The following is a 19,524-nucleotide window of genomic DNA, read 5'->3' as shown; positions in this document are numbered from 1 at the left end:
GGGGGGTGGGTTAGGCCGTGCGGGCCAGGGCCTGTGGGGCGAGCAGCGGGCCGTGTGGGGTCTTGTTGTCGGCGGTGGGGCCGTGTGAGGTGAGCACCACCGGTGTGTCCAGCTCCGCGCCTACCGCTGCTGGCCAGTCCTGCGGCGCTTCGTCGTACAGCGGGCGGGAGCGCAGCAGGCGGGCGGTGAGCGCGGCCTGCCGGTCCAGGTCACCCGGTGGGCCGGGGGTGAGCCGGTCGGTCGTGTCGTAGCGGCGGCAGATCCGTAGCCCGGGGCCGGCGAGGTCGAGGTGGGTCAGCGCCAGGCCGTCGACGCCGCCCGCCGCGGCGAGGGCGTACCGGTGGGCGACCGCGTCGAAGTGGCCGAACCGGAACCGGCCCTGCCACGGGTTGGTGCCGTTGTGCCGGTCGGTGAACGGCAGCGCCGGGTCCTCGGTCACCAACGGGCCGGCCCCGTGCCGGGTGGTGACGACGCGCAACACCCCGATCCGGGTCACGTCGCCGGGCCGGCCCGCCTCGGCGAGCAGACTGTCGACGTTGGCGAACGTGGTGGTGCTCCAGGTGGTGTACGGGTGAAAGCCGTGCCACTCGTCGAGCAGCACCCCCTGCGCACCCTCGAAGACGCAGGTCCCGGTGCGCAGCGCCCCGGCCAGCCAGCTGCTGTCGACGATGGCGACCCGCCCGGCGAACCCGGTGAACGCGGGCAGGCAGTCCTCGATCGGTGGCGCGTCCAGCGGGCCCAGCTCGGCGGTCAACCGGTCCCGCAGGACGGTCAGCCGACGGCGCAGCAGTGCGGGGCTGTGGCAGTCGGCGACCCGTGGCGCGTCGTTCGGGTGGGCGAGACCGTACGCGACGGCCTCGCCCACCCCCAGCCCGCAGGAGCCGTGCCGGTCGGCTCCCCGGGCGATCTCGCGGGCCCGGTTGGCGGCCCGGTGGTACGGGGTGGCGAGCAGCGCGTCCCCGTCGACGGTCAGCCGGTCGAGCGCGTCGCTCACCCCGACCGTGGCGAGGTGGTCGGCCTCGGCGGCCAGCGCCAGCGGGTCCACCACGACGTGCCGGGACAGGTGCGTACGCACACCCGGATGGAACGTGCCCGCCCCGAACTGCGCGAACGTGTGGTGCCGCCCGTCGCGCAGCACGACGTTGTGCGCCGCCTGCGCGCCCCCGTTGAAGCGGACCACGGTGTGCACTCCACGGGTGGCGCAGAGCCAGTCCACGACAGTGCCCTTGCCGGCGTCGCCGTAGCCGAGGTCGACCACCGCCAGGTGCCTCACAGCCGGGTCACCCCGCTGGCGGTGTCGCGGAACGCCGGCAGCGTCGACACCTCGGCCCGCCGCCCCCGGCCCAGGCGGGCCAGCGCCTTCGACACGGTCCCGGTGGCCGTGGAGCCGGCTCGGTCCAGGTGGCGGAGGCCCTCGTCCAGGTCGATCGCCTGTTCGCCGAGGCCGATGGTGAGTGCGATGGTCTCGCAGACCGCGTCGAGGTCGTCGAGGACGACGGCGTTCTGCCCGAGCAGGTCCCGCCAGAAGTCGAGCACCGTGGCGTTGCCGGCGTAGTGGCTGCCGGCGGGGAGCAGGTAGTAGGTGTCCCAGCGGCGGGTCACCTCGTCGACGACCTGCCGCAGCGGCACGTCCTCGGCGAGGTTGTCGCCGGTCAGGGCGGCCACCTCCCGGGCCTTCACCTGCGGGTACGCCAGCTCGTCGCCGATGATGAACAGGTAGCCGCGTCGACCGCGCTTCTCCCAGTTGTCGGTGACTGTGTGCCGGGCCATGAAGTACATGGCCAGCTCGTACGACTCGCTCATCTGCCCGCCGCCACCGCCTTCGAGGACGATCCGGCCGAGGTCGTCGTCCATCCGGTTGTCCGACTCGAACTGGCCCACCTGCAACGGCACTCGGTCGCAGGTGGCGTCGCCGATGGCGCCGAACATGATCTGCGGGTCGCTGGCGTACCCCTGCCGTTGCAGCAGCCCGAGCAGCTGCGGCAGCTTGGTCTGCAGGATCCGTGGGACCGTGCGCATCGAGCCGGTCACGTCGAAGAGCACGGCGACGGGCGTCGAGCTGGGGTGTTCGGCGGAGTCGCGGCTCTCGCGCATCGCGTCGCGGGGGTCGAGCGCGGGGTGCACGGTGCGCGCTCCGCTGTCGCTGTAGGAGAAGGCGCTCTTGCCGGTGGACCGGCGGTAGCGGTCGGCGGCGTCGTACACGTCGGTGGACCAGATTCCACTGCCCATGACAGCTCCTTAGCGGGTGAGGGTGAAGGGGCGGAAGGTGCGGGGCCCGTAGAGCCGGTCCAGCACCTGGTCGAGTTCGCGCAGCAGGCCCCAGGCGTCGTCGGGCCGGTCGGAGAGGCGGCGCTGACGGCAGCCTTGGGCGAAGGTGAGCAGCTCGCGCGGCGCGTGGCGGTTGAGCAGCGAGGTCATGCAGCGGGTGGCCATCCAGATGTCGGTGCCCGGCCCGCACTGCCGCTTCTGGGCGACCTCGGGCGGGTACCAGTCCTCGTGGCCGGGCACCAGCGCCGGGATCGTGCTGCCGACGGGGGCGGAGAAGCACCAGTCGACCAGCACCACGCCGTGGGCGTCCGGCTCGATCAGGACGTGTCGCGGCACTACCGCGCCGTGCACGATGCCGGCCCGGTGGGCCAGGCCGAGCACCACCAGCAGCCGCCGCCACATCCAGGCCACGTCCCGGGCGTCCAAACCGTCGGGGTACGCGCGCCGCACCTCGTCTAGTGTGTGCAGGCCGGATGCGGTGGCGAGCACGTTGATCCGCCGTTCGGCGCCGGTCACGCTGTCGCGGTGCCGGAATTCGTCGACGAGCCTCGGCACGTACGGCAGGTAGCGCGGGTCGCCGCGCTCGGCGATGGTGTGCAGGGCGTGCGCCTCGCGGGCCATCAGGTCGTTGTCGGTGGGCTGTCGGGGCAGCTTGAGCAGCCGGTCGTCGCCGACGTCGTAGAGGTCGGCGAGATCGCCGGAGTGGACCGGCGCGCCGAGGCGGTAGTCGCCGAGGACGGTGACCCGCCGGGCCTGCCACCGGGTGGTGACGTGGATGAAGGCTTCGGTGGCTTCGGCGCGTACCGCCGGGTCGGTCGGCAGGCGGTCGGGGTGCAGGGCCGCGACCAGCTCGCGGTAGCGGCGGGCCGACTGATCGGTGCCGAACAGGTCGGTGTCGGTGCGGGCGGCAGCGACCAGGCGGATGGCCTCGGTGGTCCTCACCGCACCGTCTCCTCGCGGGCGGGGCGCAGCAGCGCCGGGTGCAGCAGCCGGGCGTCGCCGGCCCGGTAGAGCCGGGCGCGGGGGCCGCCCCGGGCCCCACCGCGCTCGGTGCTGGCGCCGGTGCTCTCCACGAAGCCCGGCACGGAGAGCACCTTGCGGTGGAAGTTGCCGGCGTGCAGCGGGTGCCCCCAGACGGTCTCGTAGACGGCCCGCAGCTCGCTGATGGTGAACTCGGCGGCGAGGAAGCGGGTGGCGAGGGGGGTGTACTCCAGCTTGGAGCGGGCCCGTTCCAGCGCGTCGTCGATGATCCGGCCGTGGTCGAAGGCGAGCTGTCGGCTGGTCAACGCGGTCACCGGCAGCCAGATCGCCTCGTCGGCGTCGCTGCCGGCGGCGGGGTCCGGCAGGTCGGGGGCGAACGCGAGGTGGGCGATCGAGACGACCCGCATCCGCGGGTCCCGGTCGGGAGCGCCATAGCTGCCCAACTGCTCCAGGTGTACGCGGCGCAGCTCCTCGCCGCCGAGCCCGGTCTCCTCGGCCAGCTCCCGTCGGGCGCCGGCGGTCAGGTCCTCGTCGGGGCGGACGAAGCCGCCGGGCAGCGCCCAGTGCCCGGCGAAGGGTGCCTCGCCGCGCCGGATCAGCAGCAGGTGCAGCGCGTCCTCGCGGATGGTCAGCGCCACCACGTCGACGGTCACGGCGACCGACGGGTAGGCCCGGGGGTCGTACGCGGCCAGGAACTCCTGCTCGTTCATCGTGTCACTCTCATTCTGAGAACATCTCGTTATGAGAACAACTTAACGTATGGGGGCGCCGTTGCCAAGAGGACGCAATCAGCGCACGGGACGCTTCGGTGCGCTCAGCGCACGGGACGCTTCGGTGCGTTCAGCGCAGGTGACCCGTCAGGTGTGGTCGGCCACGGGAGTCGTGCAGTGTGAAGCCGCCGTCCGGCAGCAGCGCGAAGCTCACAGTGCTCGGCAGCGGCACGGGCAGCTTGAAGGCGACCTCGACGGTGTACGCGTCGGGCAGTCGGGCCTCCAGCGCGGCCAGGCAGCGCGCCTTGCTCCACATGCCGTGCGCGATCGGCCGGCGGAAACCGAACAGCCGCGCCCCGAGTCGGGACGTGTGGATCGGGTTGTGGTCGCCGGAGACCCGCGCGTACTCCGTACCGATGCGCGGGTCCACCCGCCAGCGGGCGGTGGCCGTCGGCGGCGCGGGCCGTTCGCCCCGGTCGCGTCCGCCGGGCGTGCGCTCCCGACCGAGGTACGTCGAGACGCCGCGCCACACCTCCTCCCCGTCGACCGAGCCGACCAGCACCACGTCGACCTGCCGCCCCCGGTCGTGTGGGCGCAGATTCTCCGCGTACGTGGTGAAGTCGAGGGTCTCGTCGGCGGTGATCGGGCGGTGCACGGTGATCCGGTTGCCCACGTGCACCAGACCGAGCAGCGGGACGGGGAAGTCCGGCGCGGTCATCAGGCGCAGGGCCAGTGGGAAGCCCATGACGTGCGGAAACGTCGCGGGCAGCCGATCGCTCAGCCGGAACCCGCAGACCCGGTCGTAGTCGGCCAACCGCCCCCGGTCCACTGTCACCCCGCCCACCGTCAACTCGACCGCCGGCAGGTCGGGCCCGCGCCGCCCGCCCCCGAGGCCCGGCAGCGCGCCGAGCAACGCCCGTCGGTGCAGCGCCCCGGCCGCCGGCATCCGAGCCAGCTCGACACTGGTACGACCGCCCGGTCCCGGCTGCCCGCCCATCACGCCCCCAGCAGGCTCTGCCCGCACACCCGGACCACGTTTCCGCTGACCGCGCCGCTGGCCGGCCAGGCCAGCCAACCGATCGTCTCGGCCACGTCCACCGGCAACCCGCCCTGGGCCAGGCTGTTCATCCGCCGGCCCGCCTCGCGGACCACGAGCGGGATGCGCGCGGTGAGCCGGGTCTCGATGAAGCCCGGGGCCACCGCGTTGACGCTGATCCCCCGTTCCCGCAGGGTCGGGGCCAGTGAGTCGACCAACCCGATCACGCCAGCCTTGCTGGTGGCGTAGTTGGTCTGCCCCCGGTTGCCGGCGATCCCGGCGATCGAGGAGACCGAGATGATCCGTCCGCCGGTCGGGATCAGCTTCCGCTCCAGCAGCACGTCGTTGATCCGCTCCTGGCTGGAGAGGTTGACGTCGATGACCTGGTCCCACCTGTCGGCGTCCATCCGGCCGAGCGTCTTGTCCCGGGTGATGCCGGCGTTGTGCACCACCACGTCGACCCGGCCGTGCCGGCTGGCCAGGTGCTCGGCGAGTCGGGTCGGCGCGTCCGGCGCGGTCAGGTCGAGTTGGACGGCGGTGCCGCCGATGTCGTTCGCCACCGCGGCGAGCGCGTCGCCGGCCGCCGGGATGTCCAGGGCCACCACCGTCGCGCCGTCGCGGGCCAGCACCTTGGCCAGCGCCGCGCCGATGCCCCGCGCGGCGCCGGTGACCAGCACCACCTGACCGTCCAGTGGGCGGTCCCAGTCGGCCGGGGCGCTCGCCGTGCCGCCGCCGACCCGCACGACCTGCCCCGACACGTACGCGGACCGCCCGGACAGCAGGAAACGGAGGGTCGATTCGAGGCTGGTGGCCGTGCCCGCGGCGAGGGTCGGGCCGTCGGCGCGGCTCACGTAGACGAGTTGCGCGGTGCTGCCCCGGCCGAATTCCTTGCCGATGCTGCGGACCAGACCTTCGAGGGCGCGCTGGGCCGTCGCCTCGCGGGGTGTCGCGCACTCCCGTGGAGGGGTGCCCAGCACGATCACCCGACCGCTGGGCAGCACGGCCCGGGCCTGCGGGTGGAAGAAGTCGTAGAGCTGGCGCAGCTCGGTCGAGTCGGTGACCCCGGTGGCGTCGAAGAGCAGTGCCCCGTACCGCTGCCCGGTGGCCGCCGGGTCGGCCAGCTCGACCCCGGCGGCGGTCAGCATCTTGGCGAGCGGCTCGGCGAGCCGGCCGCCGGTGGCCGCGCCGAGCAGCGCCGGCCCGGGCAGCAGCGGGTCGCCGGGGTGGTGCCGGCGCAGTCGGGGCGGGTCGGGCAGCCCGAGGCGCTTGACCAGCGCGCGGCCGGCGGCCGATTGGACGAAGCTCGCGTACCTGTCGGTCATGGGCGTAGCCTACTGGCGAGTAGGTTTGAGCAACACATCTTGAGGAGGCGGATCGTGCAGAGCATCCGGCGGGTCGCGGTCATCGGGGGCAACCGCATCCCCTTCGCCCGTTCCAACTCCCGCTACGCGGACGCGTCGAACGCCGACCTGCTCGGCGCGGCCCTCGACGGCCTGATCGCCCGCTACGGCCTGGCCGGGCAGCGGGTCGGCGAGGTGGTGACCGGAGCGGTGCTCAAGCACTCCCGCGACTTCAACCTCACCCGCGAGGTCGTCCTCGGCTCCCGGCTCGACCCGCACACCCCGGCGTACGACATCCAGCAGGCGTGCGGCACCGGCCTGGAGGCGACGATCCTGGTCGCCAACAAGATCGCCCTCGGCCAGCTCGACGTGGGCATCGCCGGCGGCGTGGACACCACCTCCGACGCCCCGCTCGCCGTCAACGAGGAGATGCGCCGCACGCTGCTCAAGCTCAACAGCGCGCGCACCCTGGGCGAACGGCTCAAGATCGCGGCGAAGCTGCGCCCGCTCCAGCCGTTCAAGCCGGACATCCCGCGCAACGCCGAGCCGCGTACCGGCCTGTCCATGGGTGAGCACGCCGCCCGAACCGCAGTGCGGTGGCAGATCGACAGGCGATCCCAGGACGAGCTGGCGCTGCGCTCGCACCAGCGGCTCGCCGCCGCGTACGACAGGGGCTTCTTCGACGACCTGATGACGCCGTACCTGGGGCTGACCCGCGACGCGAACCTGCGCCCGGACAGCAGCCTGGAGAAGCTCGGCTCGCTCAAGCCGGTCTTCGGCACCCGTGGCCCGGACGCCGAGCACGCCACCATGACCGCCGGCAACTCGTCGCCCCTCACCGACGGCGCATCCACTGTGCTGCTGGCCAGCGAGGAGTGGGCGGCGGCGCACAACCTGCCGGTGCTGGCCTGGTTCAGCTGGTCGGAGACGGCGGCTGTGGACTTCGTCCACGGCGACGAGGGTCTGCTGATGGCACCCGCGTACGCGGTCCCCCGGATGCTGGCCCGCGCCGGCCTGACGTTGCAGGACTTCGACTACTACGAGATCCACGAGGCGTTCGCGTCGCAGGTGCTGGCCACCCTCGCCGCCTGGGAGTCGCCGGAGTTCTGCAAGGACCGGCTCGGCCTGGACGCGCCGCTGGGCGCGGTCGACACCGACCGGCTCAACGTCAACGGCTCGTCGCTGGCTGCCGGGCACCCGTTCGCCGCCACCGGCGGGCGGATCGTTGCCACATTGGCCAAACTGCTGGCCGAGAAGGGCAGCGGACGCGGGCTGATCTCCATCTGCGCCGCCGGCGGTCAGGGCGTGACAGCCATCCTGGAGCGCTGAACGCACGGTCCGTCCCTTATCGGGACGCCTGCCGGCGGGCGTTAACGGACCGTTCAGGAGTTGGTCCGCTGGCCGAGGGTTTACCACGCGATCGTGATCGTTGCCGCGCTCTCGGCGCGGGAACTGCTCACTCCTGCGTGCGGAAACGGGGCGTGTCACCGTGGAGTCAGCCCTCAGCCGGACGACCACCCTCTCGGTGGTCATCCCGATGTTCAACGAGGCTGCGGTCATCCCAGCGCTGGTCGCCCGGCTGCGACCGGTGCTCGACGCGCTCGCCGTCGACTACGAGGTGGTCGCCGTCGACGACGGCAGCCGGGACGACACCGTGTCGGCGCTCTTCGACCGCGGCCGGGAGTGGCCGCAACTGCGGGTGCTCCGGCTGCGGCGCAACAGTGGCCACCAGGCGGCGTTGACCGCCGGCCTGCACCGGGCCGTCGGCCAGTGGGTGGTCAGCCTCGACGCCGATCTCCAGGATCCGCCGGAGACCATCGCCGAGATGCTCCGGGTGGCCCGCGAGGACGGGGTGGATGTCGTCTACGGCGTTCGCGCCGACCGCAGCACCGACACGATGTTCAAGCGCAACACCGCCCGCGGCTACTACTGGGCGATGCGCCGGCTCGTCGGCGTCGACCTGCCCGCGCAGGCCGGCGACTTCCGGTTGCTCAGCCGGGACGTGATCGAGGTGCTGCGCCGGTTGCCCGAACGCGCCCCGGTCTATCGGCTGCTGGTGCCGTCGCTCGGCTTCCCCAGCGCCGAGGTGCGCTACGACCGGGAGGCCCGCGCCGCCGGCGAGACGAAGTATCCGCTGCGCCGGATGATGGCCCTGGCCTGGGAGAGCACCGCGAACTTCTCCGCCGCGCCGCTGCGCCTGGCCACCTGGCTGGGGATGTCCAGCTTCCTGCTCTGCCTCGCGCTGATCGTGTTCGGCATGGTCGTGCACGTCTCCGGCGCCACCATCCCCGGCTGGACGTCGATGTTCGTCGCGGTGCTGCTGCTCAGTGGGGTGCAGTTGATCTGCCTCGGCCTGTTGGGTGACTACGTCGGCCGGATCTACGCCACGGTGCAGAACCGGCCCGCGTTCCACATCGGGTTCGACTCCCGGGACGAGCGGGATGAGCCCGCGGGTGCGAAGCCCGTCGCACGGGGCGATGACCGTACGCCGAGCTTCGATTCGGTGGTCGGCGTCCGTGGCTGACACCCTGGTAGCCGAGCGGATCGACACCCCGACCCCGACGTCGCGCCGGACCGTTCTCGTACCGCTGCTCAGCACGCTCCCGTGGGCGCTGGTGATCGCCGCGCTGCTCGTGGCCTGGTCGCGCGGCGGCGTGCCCACCCTGGACGTCGCGCGGTTCGGCGCGTACTGGGTCCTCGCGTTGGTGCTTCCCGGGACCCTGGTGCACCGCGCGCTGCGCGGCAGCCGGGGCAACCTCCCGGAGGACCTCGGCTACGGCGCGGCCACCGGCCTGCTGTTGGAGATCATCGCCTGGGCGTTGGCCGCCGCGACCGGTCAGCAGTCCCTGTTGCGGTGGTGGCCGCTGCCCGTCCTCGTCGCGTTCGCCGCCGTCCCCCGCCAGCGCCGGCACTGGCGGGTCGGCGGGCGCCGTCCACTGCCGCTGGCCTGGCACTGGGGGATGGGCGCGGCGCTGCTGCTGGTGCTGGCCTGGGGCTACACCCAGTGGCGGATGGTTCCGCTGCCGCCGGTGTACGGCAGCTACTACCAGGACGTGCTCTACCACCTGGGTCTGGTGCAGGAGCTGACCCGGGCTATGCCGTTCGAGTTGCCGCACGTCGCCGGGGAGGCGCTGCGCTACCACTACCTGTCCGACGCGCACATCGCCAGCGGCAGCATGATCACCGGAATCTCGCCGGCGGTGGTGCTGCTGCGACTCTGGCTGGTGCCGGTGATCGGTACGGCGGTGCTGCTCGCGGCCGGGCTCGCCCGCGACCTGAGCGGGGCCGTCTGGGCCGGTCCGGTGGCCGCCCTCGCCGCCTTCACCGGGAGCACTGTCACGCTCGGCTCGCCAGTCGGCGTATCCGGCGAGATTCCGCTGTCGTACGCCAGCCCTTCCCAGACGTACGCGCTGGTGCCGCTGCTGCTGCTCGCCGGGCTGGTCGTCGACGTGGCCCGGGGGCGGTCCCTCGGCGCGGCCTGGCCGCTGGTTCCGGTGCTCGGGCTGGTCTGTGCCGGGGCGAAGTCCAGCGCGGTGCCGCCGCTGATCGCCGGCCTGGGTCTCACCGTCGTCGTGTTCTGGTGGCGCAGGCGACAGGTCCCCCGACCGGCACTGGTGGCGCTGGCCTGCCTGGTGGCGGCGATGGCGCTCGGTTTCCGGCTGTTCGCCGGTGGCGGGGCGGGCACCTTGCGCGTGCAGGCGTTGGCGTTGCTGCACTTCATCGCCCCGTACGCGGAGACCCTCGGCACGGGTGACGGAATCTGGCCGAGCGCGCCGCTGCCGCCGGGCATCAACGACGGCGGTGTTCTCGGCTGGCTGCTGGCGTTCGCCGTGGTCGCCTGGTGGGTGCTGGGTCAGACGCCCCGGTGGGTGGGCATGGGCCTGCTCGTCGACGGTGGGCACCGGGCCGATCCGGCCGTCTGGCTGCTCGCCGGCACGGTACTGGCCGGGGCGGGAGCCACCTGGGTGTTCCAGCACCCGTCGATCAGTCAGATCTACTTCTGGATGGGGGTCATCCCGGTCGGTGTCGTGCTGACCACCTGGTCCCTCGCCCAGGCGCGGGCGCCCTGGCCGGTGCTGGTGGTGCCCGCCGTGGCCGGCGCGCTGGCGGGGCTCGCCACGGCCGGCACGGTGGTGGGCTTCGCCGTGCCGAGGATCAGCCGTCCCGGCACCCCCACCACCTCGACCGTCGAGGGCTGGCTGCGGGTGCTGGGTCTCTCGGCGGCCCGGTACGTGCTGTTCGTGGCGGTGGCCGCCGCGCTCGCCGTCGGGGTGGCCGCCCTGTGGCGGCGCCGCGTCCCGTCGTCGGTCCCGGGGCGGGCAGCCCCGGCGGGTCGTCGGCGGGCGGCGGCGATCGCCCTGGCCGGGGTGACCGCGGCGATGCTCGGTGCCAGCGCCGCCGTCGTCGTGGGCGGGACCGTCCGTTCGGTGCTGACCGAGCCGGTGCCGGCGACCGTGCCGCAGGCGTACGCGCTGACCGCCGACGAGATGCGCGCGGCGCTGTGGCTGGACGACAACGCCGCCGACGACGACGTGGTCGCCACCAACGTGCACTGTCGGCCGGTGCGGACCACCCCGCACTGCGACGCCCGCGCGTTCTGGGTGACCGGCCTGGGCGGGCACCGCACGGTGGTGGAGAGCTGGGGCTACACCGACGAGGTGGTGGCCGCGCACGGCGTCGAGAACCTCGGGTACGCCCGACAGAGCTTCCCCGATCAGGCGTTGCTCGCGCTCAACGACGGGGTGTTCAGCAGGCCGACCCGGGCGGACCTGGACCGGCTCCGCACCGAGCACGGGGTCCGGTGGCTCTTCGCCGACAGCCGGGCGGGCGCGGTGTCGGCGGAGCTGGCCGGGTTGGCGCAGGTCCGGCTGGTCGCCGGCCCGGTCACCGTCTACGAGCTGAACCGCCAGTGACGACCTGAGCACCCCCGGCCCGGTCCCGGCGTCCACCAGCGGGTGCGGGACAATGAGGTACGTGACGACGATCCCCAACGTGCTGGCCAACCGGTACGCCTCGCCCGAACTGGCAGCCCTCTGGTCCCCGGAGGAAAAGGTCCGGATGGAGCGGCGGCTCTGGCTCGCCGTGCTCCGCGCCCAGCGCGACCTGGGCGTGCCGGTGCCGGACGGCGTGGTCGAGGCGTACGAGCGGGTGCTCGACCAGGTCGACCTCGCCTCGATCGCGCAGCGGGAGCGGGTCACCCGGCACGACGTGAAGGCCCGGATCGAGGAGTTCAGCGCGCTCGCCGGGCACGAGCACGTGCACAAGGGGATGACCTCCCGGGACCTCACCGAGAACGTCGAGCAGCTACAGGTGCGCGCGTCGCTGGAGCTGATCCGCGACCGGGTGGTGGCCACCCTGGCCCGGCTCGCCTTCCTGGCGTACGAGCACTCCGAGCTGGTGATGACCGGCCGTTCGCACAACGTCGCCGCCCAGGCCACCACGCTGGGCAAGCGCTTCGCGTCGGCGGCGGAGGAGCTGCTGATCGCGTACGACCGGCTGGAGGAGCTGATCGCCCGCTACCCGCTGCGGGGGATCAAGGGACCGGTCGGCACGGCAGCCGACCAGCTCGACCTCTTCGACGGCGACGCCGACAAGGTGGCCGAGTTGGAGCGGCGGGTCGCCGAGCACCTGGGGTTCTCCCGGGTGCTGGACAGTGTCGGGCAGGTCTACCCGCGTTCACTCGACTTCGACGTGCTGGCCGCGCTGGCACAGACCGCCGCCGCGCCGTCGTCGCTGGCCACCACGATCCGGTTGATGGTCGGCCAGGAGCTGGCGACCGAGGGCTTCAAGCCGGGTCAGGTCGGTTCCAGCGCGATGCCGCACAAGATGAACACCCGCTCGTCGGAGCGGGTGAACGGCTTCGCCGTGATCATCCGGGGTTACCTGTCGATGGTCGGCGAGTTGGCCGGTGACCAGTGGAACGAGGGGGACGTGTCCTGCTCGGTGGTCCGCCGGGTGGCGTTGCCGGACGCGTTCTTCGCCGCCGACGGGCTGTTCCAGACGTTCCTCACCGTGCTCGACGAGTTCGGCGCGTACCCGGCGGTGATCAACCGGGAGCTGGAGCGGTTCCTGCCCTTCCTGGCCACCACGAAGATCCTGGTCGCGGCGGTCCGTCGGGGCGTCGGCCGGGAGGTCGCCCACGAGGTGATCAAGGAGCACGCGGTGGCGGTGGCGCTGGCGATGCGCGAGAAGGGCGCACCGGAGAACGACCTCTTCGACCGCCTGGCGGCGGACGGCCGGCTCGGCCTGTCCCGCGCCGACATCGACACCCTGGTCGCCGACCGCAACGCCTTCGTCGGTGCCGCCCAGGCCCAGGTGGCAGCGGTGACCAAGCGGATCACCAAGGTGGTGCAAACCCACCCCGACGCCGCCACCTACAGCCCACCCCCCATCCTCTAACCCCAGCCCCCACCCTCTCCCGGTGATCAAGAGGTTTGCGTCAACTTCGATCTCCCTGGTGACCGAAACCTCTTGATCAACAGGGCAGGGTGGGCCGGGTGTCAGTCGCCGGTCGGGGTTTCGGCGGCGGTTCTCAGGTTGGGGGCGCTGGCGGGTTCGGCGATGCCGCCGGGAGATCCGGTGAAGCCCGCCGGCTCCGCGGTCTCCGCGGCGACCGCCGGCTGGTCGGCCGGCATGACCTCGGGCATCTTGGGTACGGCGACCACGGCCGTCCCGTACGCGCAGATCTCCATCCACATCTCGCCGCAGTCCCGGCTGTCGAATCGCATGCCGATCACCGCGTTCGCGCCGAGCCGCAGGGCCTCCTCGCCGAGGCGGGCCACCGAGTCGGTGCGCCACCGGGTCAGGTTGTCCGGGGCCATCGGGTCGTACGCGCCGCCGCGCAGGTTCTTGACCCCCTCGCGGTACGGGTTGCGCGTCCTGGCCATCGATGACACCACCTCACCGAGAATCTGGCGGATCTCGTAGCCGGGCAGTTGCTCTGTCGTCACGACCAGCACGTTTCCGATGCTGTCAGGAGTGGCGCGACCCGATCGTGTGCATTGTTCACCTGATCGGATGCTGCAAAACAGCGCGGCGCGGACGGCCGGCACGTGGCCGACCATCCGCGCCGCGCCGGGCGCTAACCGTCAGACACCGGCCACCGAGGTGATCCAGGCCCGGTTGTACGCAACACTGCCGTAGTTCTGGATGCTCGACCCGTCGGCGGTGGAGGCGACGCCGACCTGCTGGCCGTTGTAGAACTGCGGGCCGCCGGAGTCACCGCGCCAGGCGTTGCCGTTGATCCGGGTGCTGCGGATCGCCTGGCCGCCGTACGCGTCGGTGACGCTGTTGCTGGTCACCCGGACGCTGGCGGTCTTCAGCTGGGTGGACGCCGAGCAGCCGCTGTAGCAGGTCATGCCCCAGCCGTAGATCGAGTTCGTCGAGTTGATCGGCGGGTTGCTGCTGGCCAGGCTCACCGCCGAGGTGCTGACGGTGCTGGAGAGCCGCATGAGCGCGAGGTCGTAGCGGGTGTAGGTGGCGCTGACCGTGCGGGTGACCCCGCCGGAGGTGCGGTTCACGCTTCCGATGCGCACCGACATGGTGCCGCTGATGCAGTGCCGGGCGGTGAGCACCCACTGCGCGGCGATGACGCTGCCGGAGCAGGTGAACGAGCCGTTGCTGAGCACCGCGGCGGCCCAGGGCGCGGACGAGACGGTGCTGCCGCCGATGATGAGTGGACTGACCGGGGCGGCGGACGCTGCGGACGTGACGCCGAGGGCGCCGACCAGTGCGGTGCTGAGGACGGCGAGCAGGGGGCGGATGCGCATCGGGTGGACTCCTTGGGCGGGGCGGACCCGGGGTCGCCGGGTGCGGATGGGGCGGCAACGGGGATTCCCGTGAACGCCTGAATCGACCTACGTCGATGTACAGTAGGTCCCGCCGCGATCATTATCAAGGACTTGATCGAGTTTGATCAATGTAACGATTCAGCCACCCGCGGCGCCGTATATGTCCTGCTGAGGCCACCTGTAGCGCCTGACGGGCCACCCTGGGCGCCGGTAGTGTTGAGCACTGCCTGAACTCCAGCCGGCCGGTGCGCCCGCGGCGATATCTGCCAGGTACGCTGGCTGCGCTCGCCCATTGTGGGTCGGCACCCAACTGCGTACACAGTCAGGAGTGCCCAGTGCCTCGCGTCGTCGTCGACGTCATGCTCAAGCCCGAGATCCTCGATCCGCAGGGCCAGGCCGTCGCAAACGCGCTGCCCCGGCTCGGCGTCAGTGACGTCGCCTCGGTTCGGATCGGCAGGCGGATCGAGATCGAGTTCACCGGTGAACCGGACCTGGACCGCGCTCGGGAAATTGCCGACAAACTGCTCGCCAACCCGGTCATCGAGGACTTCACCGTCCGCCTGGTCGAGGCCGACGAGACCGCGGATGCCCGCTCGTGACCGCCCGGGTCGGTGTGGTCACCTTCCCCGGCTCGCTCGACGACGGGGACGCGGCCCGGGCCGTCCGGATCGCCGGCGCTGAGCCGGTCCGGCTCTGGCACGGTGACCCGCAGCTGCACGGGGTCGACGCGGTCGTCCTGCCCGGCGGGTTCTCCTACGGTGACTACCTGCGGTGCGGTGCCATCGCCCGATTCGCTCCGGTGATGGAGACGATCGTGGATGCCGCCCGGGGCGGTCTGCCGGTGCTGGGCATCTGCAACGGCTTCCAGATCCTCTGCGAGGCGCACCTGCTGCCCGGTGCGCTCACCCGCAACCAGCACCTGCACTTCCGCAACCGGGACCAGGTCCTGCGCATCGAGTCGGCCGGCACGGCGTGGACCAACGCGTTCCAGCCCGGCCAGGAGGTGCTGATTCCGGTCAAGAACGGCGAGGGCTGCTACGTCGCGGACACCGCGACGCTGGACCAGCTCGAAGCCGAGGGCCGGGTGGTCGCCCGCTACATCGGTGGCAACCCCAACGGGTCCCAGCGCGACATCGCCGCGATCACCAACGCCGCCGGCAACGTGGTCGGCATCATGCCGCACCCCGAGCACGCGGTGGAGGCGCTCACTGGCCCTTCGCTGGACGGTCTCGGCTTCTTCACGTCGGCCCTCAAGCACCTGGTCGGGGCACCAGCATGATCATCGGTCAGCTCAACCGCCGGCCTGGCGGGCCCGAGCGCAGCGAGGAGAGGTCATGACCACCCATCCGGACCCGGTACGGGACACACCGGAGGCGTACTCCGCACCGGCGCAGCCGACCGAGCCGAGCCCGGCCCAGCCGGTCGCACCCGCGACCGCTCCCGCCCAGCCGGCCACCGCCGTCTGGGCCGAGGGCGTGGACACCGTGCCGCGCGCCGGTGGCACTCCGGGCGAGCTTCAGCCGTACACCGAGCTGGGCCTGCGTGACGACGAGTACGACCGGATCCGGCAGATCCTCGGCCGCCGGCCCACGCAGTCCGAGCTGGCCATGTACTCGATCATGTGGAGCGAGCACTGCTCCTACAAGTCGAGCAAGGTGCACCTGCGCCAGTTCGGCGAGAAGGCCCCGCAGAGCGACCGGCTGCTCGCCGGCATCGGTGAGAACGCCGGTGTCGTGCAGGTCTCCGACGAGCTGGCGGTGACCTTCAAGGTCGAGTCGCACAACCACCCGAGCTTCGTCGAGCCGTACCAGGGTGCGGCGACCGGCGTCGGCGGCATCGTCCGCGACATCCTCGCCATGGGTGCCCGCCCGGTCGCCGTGATGGACCCGCTGCGCTTCGGTGCCGCGGACCACCCGGACACCGCCCGGGTGCTCACCGGTGTGGTCGCCGGCGTCGGCGGCTACGGCAACTGCCTGGGCCTGCCCAACATCGGTGGCGAGCTGGTCTTCGACCCCTCCTACCAGGGCAACCCGCTGCTCAACGCGCTCTGCCTGGGCGTGCTGCCGGTCAACCGGTTGCAGAACAAGGCGGCCGCCGGGCCGGGCAACGTTGTCGTGCTGATGGGCGCCAAGACCGGCCGCGACGGCATCGGCGGCGTCTCGGTGCTGGCCAGCGCCACCTTCGACGAGGGCAGCGAGGCCCGCCGCCCCGCCGTGCAGGTCGGCGACCCGTTCACCGAGAAGCTGCTCATCGAGGCGTGCCTCGAGCTGTACGACGGCCAACTGGTCGTCGGCATCCAGGACCTCGGCGGCGCCGGCCTGACCTGCGCGCTCACCGAGACCGCCGCCGCTGCCGGCACCGGCATGCGGGTCTGGCTGGAGCGGGTCCCGCTGCGCGAGCCTTCCATGGACCCGCACGAGATCCTCGCCAGCGAGTCGCAGGAGCGGATGCTGCTGGTCGTCGAGCCGGACAAGCTCGACGCGGTGCTCAAGACCTGCGAGAAGTGGGGCGTCCTCGCCACCGCCATCGGTGAGGTCACCGCACCGGAGCCGGACGGCCGCCCGGGTCGACTGCTGATCACCTGGCAGGACCACCTGGTCGTCGACGTGCCGCCGGGTTCGCTCGTCGACGACGGCCCGGTCTACGCCCGCCCGATGCGGGAGCCCGCCGACCTGATCCTGCTCCAGGCCGACCGCGCCGAGACGCTGCCCCGCCCGGCCGACCCGGAGGCGCTGCGGGAGACCGTGCTGCGCATGATCGCGTCGCCGAACCTGGCCGACAAGACCTGGGTCACCGAGCAGTACGACCGCTACGTGCTGGGCAACACCGTGCTCGCCCAGCCGGAGGACGGCGGCGTGGTCCGGATCGACGAGCGGACCGGTCTCGGCGTGGCGCTGTCGGTGGACGGCAACGGCCGCTACGCCCGACTGGACCCGTACAACGGCACCAAGCTGGCCCTGGCCGAGGCGTACCGGAACGTGGCGGTGACCGGCGCGAAGCCGATCGCCGTGACCAACTGCCTCAACTTCGGCTCCCCCGAGGACCCGGGCGTGATGTGGCAGTTCGCCGAGGCCGTGCGCGGTCTGGCGGACGGCTGCCTGGAGCTGGGCATCCCGGTGACCGGCGGCAACGTCAGCTTCTACAACCAGACCGGTGCAGCGGCCATCCACCCGACCCCGGTGGTCGGCGTGCTCGGTGTGCTGGACAACGTCGCCGATCGGGTGCCGATGGGCTTCGTGCCGCGCGCCGGTGGCGACCACGACCAGCTCTACCTGCTCGGCGAGACGAACGTGGAGCTGTCCGGCTCGGAGTGGGCCTGGGTGACGCACGAGCACCTCGGCGGCATCCCGCCGCAGGTCGACCTCGCGCGGGAGAAGGCGCTCGCCGAGCTGCTGGCCGAGGCGGCCCGCGTCGGTCACCTCAGCTCGGCACACGACCTCTCCGACGGTGGCCTCGCCCAGAGCCTGGTCGAGTCCTGCCTGCGGCGGGGGGTCGGTGCCCGGATCGCGGTGCCGGAGCAGTTCGCCGAGGGATCCATGCCGTTCGTCTACCTGTTCAGCGAGTCCGCCACGCGGGCGCTGGTGTCGGTGCCGCGTGGCCACGACAAGGCGTTCGCGGCGCTCTGCGCCGAGCGGGGCGTGCCGTTCGAGCTGATCGGCGTCACCGACCCGTCCGGTGGGGCGCTTGAGGTGCACGGCCAGTTCCGGATCGGCCTGGACGAGCTGCGCGCCGCGCACACCGAGACGTTGCCGCGCCTCTTCGGGGGATCGGCGGCCGTCGAGGTGCCCGCGCCGGCCGCCGGTGTGGCGGGTGCGGTCGAGGCTGTTCCGCTGCCGGGCGAGCCGGCCGAGCCGGTCGACGCGGCCGAGGTGGTCTCCGAGCCGATCGCCTCGTCGGGCCCGTCCCCGGAGACCGGGGCGGTCGAGCCGATCGGATCAGAACAGCCCGCTGCGGCGTCCGAGTCTGACCCCGGTGTCACCGAGCCGTCGACCGACGAGCGCTGAGGCGTTGACGGCCGCTGTCTACGGCCAACCCGGATCCGGTGCCCGGTTCGACTGGGGGCTGACCGGGGCGGCCGAGCTCGGTCGGGTCTGCGCGGCGCTGGTGGTGGTGGACGTTCTGTCGTTCACCACCACCGTGGAGGTGGCGGTCGCCCGGGGCATGCGGGTGCACCCGTTCCCCTGGGGTGAGCAGGCCGCCGAGTACGCCGTCCGGGTCGGCGCGACCGCTGCCGTCGGGCGGCGGCAGACGACCCCGGACCATCCGTGGTCGCTCTCGCCCGCCGCGCTGAGCAGCGCACCCGTGGTGGCGGACCTCGTGCTGCCCTCGCCGAACGGCTCCGCCATCAGCGCCGCCGCCAGCGCCACCGGCCTGCCGGTGGTCGCGGCGTGCCTGCGCAACGCACGCGCCGTCGGGGGTTGGCTGCGCCGCCAGGGGTACGGCACTGTGGACGCCCCGATCGGCGTGATCGCCTCGGGGGAGCAGTGGCCGGACGGGTCGCTGCGCCCGTCGGTGGAGGACCAACTCGGCGCCGCGTCGGTGCTGGACGCCCTCTCCGGCGTACCGGGTGGGCTGTCGGTGGAGGCGGCCATGGCGCTCGCCGCGCTGGCGAGCACCCCGGATGTGCCCGCCGCCGTGCGGGGCAGCGTCTCCGGGCGGGAGTTGACCGAGACCGGCTTCGCCGCAGACGTGGAGGTGGCCGTCCGGATCGGCGTGTCGGACGTGGTGCCGGTGCTCCACCAGGGCGTCTTCTCCGCCGCCTGAGCGAGCCGGCGAGGCCGGTCGCCCGCCAGCCAGGCCTGCCGTCCGCCGACGTCGGCTAGGCCTGACGCCTACCCCCCGCCGGCCAGGCCTCGTCCGCCGACGTCGGCTAGGCCGTGGCCCCGCCCGCACCGGTCGTCTGCTGCCGGCCATGATCGACTCGCGTTTCAGAAAATCGGGGTGTCCGGGCCGGTGGGACACCCCGACTCCCTGAAACGCGAGTGGATCTACTGCTGATCAGGGGCGCTGCAACAGCCGGCCTGGAGCAGGGTCGGTCCTGGGACGGCGGCCGCCGTCTGCCACGACGAAACGGCCACCCGGATCTCCGGGTGGCCGTTTCGCTGCGCTGTGGTGGGGGTCAGTCGTCCAGCCAGTCGAGGCGGCGACCGCCGCGCTCGGTCGGCGGCGGGGTGTCCGGTCGGTTCCGCCCGGCGGGTTGGCCGTAGCCACCCTGGTCGTAGCCACGGTCGTCGTAGCCGCCGCCGCGCTGCGCCGGAGGCTCCTGGCCGTAGCTGCCGCCCTGGTCGTACCCGCCGGCGGGCTGGCCGTAGCCACCCTGGTCGTAGCCACGGTCGTCGTAGCCGCCGCCGCGCTGCGCCGGAGGCTCCTGGCCGTAGCTGCCGCCCTGGTCGTACCCG

16 protein-coding genes and 1 pseudogene are annotated in these 19,524 nt (G+C 72.6%); 8 read left to right on the top strand and 9 right to left on the bottom strand.

Going from position 1 to position 19,524, the window contains the following annotated elements:
* Positions 1-10 precede the first annotated feature (10 nt).
* From AB0C03_RS15190 to AB0C03_RS15165, 6 genes are all read right to left on the bottom strand, one after another.
* Complete coding sequence (locus tag AB0C03_RS15190) at positions 11-1,273, bottom strand: adenylosuccinate synthetase (RefSeq protein ID WP_357637188.1); 1,263 nt, start codon at positions 1,271-1,273, stop codon at positions 11-13.
* Entirely contained in the window at positions 1,270-2,229 is a 960-nt protein-coding gene (locus AB0C03_RS15185) for a hypothetical protein (RefSeq protein ID WP_357637185.1), read from the bottom strand. Before AB0C03_RS15185 ends, AB0C03_RS15190 begins: the two co-directional genes overlap by 4 nt.
* Before the next feature lie 9 nt (positions 2,230-2,238).
* Positions 2,239-3,210 (bottom strand): serine/threonine protein kinase, encoded by a 972-nt coding sequence (locus AB0C03_RS15180; RefSeq protein ID WP_357637182.1) that lies wholly within the window; start codon positions 3,208-3,210, stop codon positions 2,239-2,241.
* Positions 3,207-3,959 (bottom strand): NUDIX hydrolase, encoded by a 753-nt coding sequence (locus AB0C03_RS15175; RefSeq protein WP_210866964.1) that lies wholly within the window; start codon positions 3,957-3,959, stop codon positions 3,207-3,209. The genes AB0C03_RS15180 and AB0C03_RS15175 overlap by 4 nt, the downstream gene beginning before the upstream one ends.
* 130 nt (positions 3,960-4,089) lie before the next feature.
* The gene (locus AB0C03_RS15170) at positions 4,090-4,956 is read right to left on the bottom strand and encodes a MaoC/PaaZ C-terminal domain-containing protein (protein WP_357637178.1); all 867 of its coding nucleotides are present in this window, start codon (positions 4,954-4,956) and stop codon (positions 4,090-4,092) included.
* On the bottom strand, positions 4,956-6,317 hold the full coding sequence (locus AB0C03_RS15165) for a 3-oxoacyl-ACP reductase (RefSeq protein WP_357637175.1): 1,362 nt from the start codon (positions 6,315-6,317) through the stop codon (positions 4,956-4,958). Before AB0C03_RS15165 ends, AB0C03_RS15170 begins: the two co-directional genes overlap by 1 nt.
* 54 nt (positions 6,318-6,371) lie before the next feature.
* Between AB0C03_RS15165 and AB0C03_RS15160 the strand changes: the two genes are divergently transcribed.
* The 4 genes from AB0C03_RS15160 (at position 6,372) to purB (ending at position 12,734) form a co-directional block, all read left to right on the top strand.
* Positions 6,372-7,664, top strand: a complete 1,293-nt coding sequence (locus AB0C03_RS15160; protein ID WP_357637173.1) for an acetyl-CoA C-acetyltransferase — start codon at positions 6,372-6,374, stop codon at positions 7,662-7,664.
* A 160-nt stretch (positions 7,665-7,824) separates the two neighbouring features.
* Positions 7,825-8,859 carry a glycosyltransferase family 2 protein gene (locus AB0C03_RS15155; protein ID WP_357637170.1) on the top strand — a complete coding sequence of 345 codons (1,035 nt, stop codon included), beginning with the start codon at positions 7,825-7,827 and terminating at the stop codon, positions 8,857-8,859.
* On the top strand, positions 8,852-11,248 hold the full coding sequence (locus AB0C03_RS15150) for a hypothetical protein (RefSeq protein ID WP_357637167.1): 2,397 nt from the start codon (positions 8,852-8,854) through the stop codon (positions 11,246-11,248). Before AB0C03_RS15155 ends, AB0C03_RS15150 begins: the two co-directional genes overlap by 8 nt.
* A gap of 61 nt (positions 11,249-11,309) precedes the next feature.
* Positions 11,310-12,734 carry an adenylosuccinate lyase gene (gene purB / locus AB0C03_RS15145; protein ID WP_357637164.1) on the top strand — a complete coding sequence of 475 codons (1,425 nt, stop codon included), beginning with the start codon at positions 11,310-11,312 and terminating at the stop codon, positions 12,732-12,734.
* Between the two features lie 101 nt (positions 12,735-12,835).
* On the opposite strand, the gene AB0C03_RS15140 is transcribed toward purB, so the two are convergent.
* Together AB0C03_RS15140 and AB0C03_RS15135 are read right to left on the bottom strand one after the other, a co-directional pair.
* Positions 12,836-13,399, bottom strand: coding sequence for a YbjQ family protein (locus AB0C03_RS15140; RefSeq protein ID WP_081883826.1), 564 nt, complete (start codon positions 13,397-13,399; stop codon positions 12,836-12,838).
* 24 nt (positions 13,400-13,423) lie between these two features.
* Entirely contained in the window at positions 13,424-14,104 is a 681-nt protein-coding gene (locus tag AB0C03_RS15135; protein WP_210866968.1) for a S1 family peptidase, read from the bottom strand.
* A 356-nt stretch (positions 14,105-14,460) separates the two neighbouring features.
* On the opposite strand from AB0C03_RS15135, the gene purS reads away from it, so the two are divergent.
* From purS to AB0C03_RS15115, 4 genes are read left to right on the top strand one after another with little or no spacing between them, the layout of a single operon-like run.
* On the top strand, positions 14,461-14,724 hold the full coding sequence (gene purS / locus AB0C03_RS15130; protein ID WP_030332194.1) for a phosphoribosylformylglycinamidine synthase subunit PurS: 264 nt from the start codon (positions 14,461-14,463) through the stop codon (positions 14,722-14,724).
* Positions 14,721-15,404, top strand: coding sequence for a phosphoribosylformylglycinamidine synthase subunit PurQ (purQ, locus tag AB0C03_RS15125; protein ID WP_210862630.1), 684 nt, complete (start codon positions 14,721-14,723; stop codon positions 15,402-15,404). The genes purS and purQ overlap by 4 nt, the downstream gene beginning before the upstream one ends.
* 55 nt (positions 15,405-15,459) lie before the next feature.
* Positions 15,460-18,129: a phosphoribosylformylglycinamidine synthase subunit PurL gene (gene purL, locus AB0C03_RS15120; protein ID WP_357637160.1), complete on the top strand. Its 2,670-nt coding sequence runs from the start codon at positions 15,460-15,462 to the stop codon at positions 18,127-18,129.
* Positions 18,130-18,133: 4 nt separating this feature from the next.
* Positions 18,134-18,889: a 2-phosphosulfolactate phosphatase gene (locus AB0C03_RS15115; RefSeq protein ID WP_030332199.1), complete on the top strand. Its 756-nt coding sequence runs from the start codon at positions 18,134-18,136 to the stop codon at positions 18,887-18,889.
* 355 nt (positions 18,890-19,244) lie between these two features.
* On the opposite strand, the pseudogene AB0C03_RS15110 reads toward AB0C03_RS15115, so the two are convergent.
* Positions 19,245-19,524 (bottom strand): annotated as a pseudogene (locus AB0C03_RS15110) (hypothetical protein); the annotation flags it as partial.

This window comes from Micromonospora parva, assembly GCF_040649675.1.
Taxonomy (GTDB): Bacteria; Actinomycetota; Actinomycetes; order Mycobacteriales; family Micromonosporaceae; genus Micromonospora; species Micromonospora parva.
This window is presented reverse-complemented; position numbering and strand designations above follow the sequence as displayed.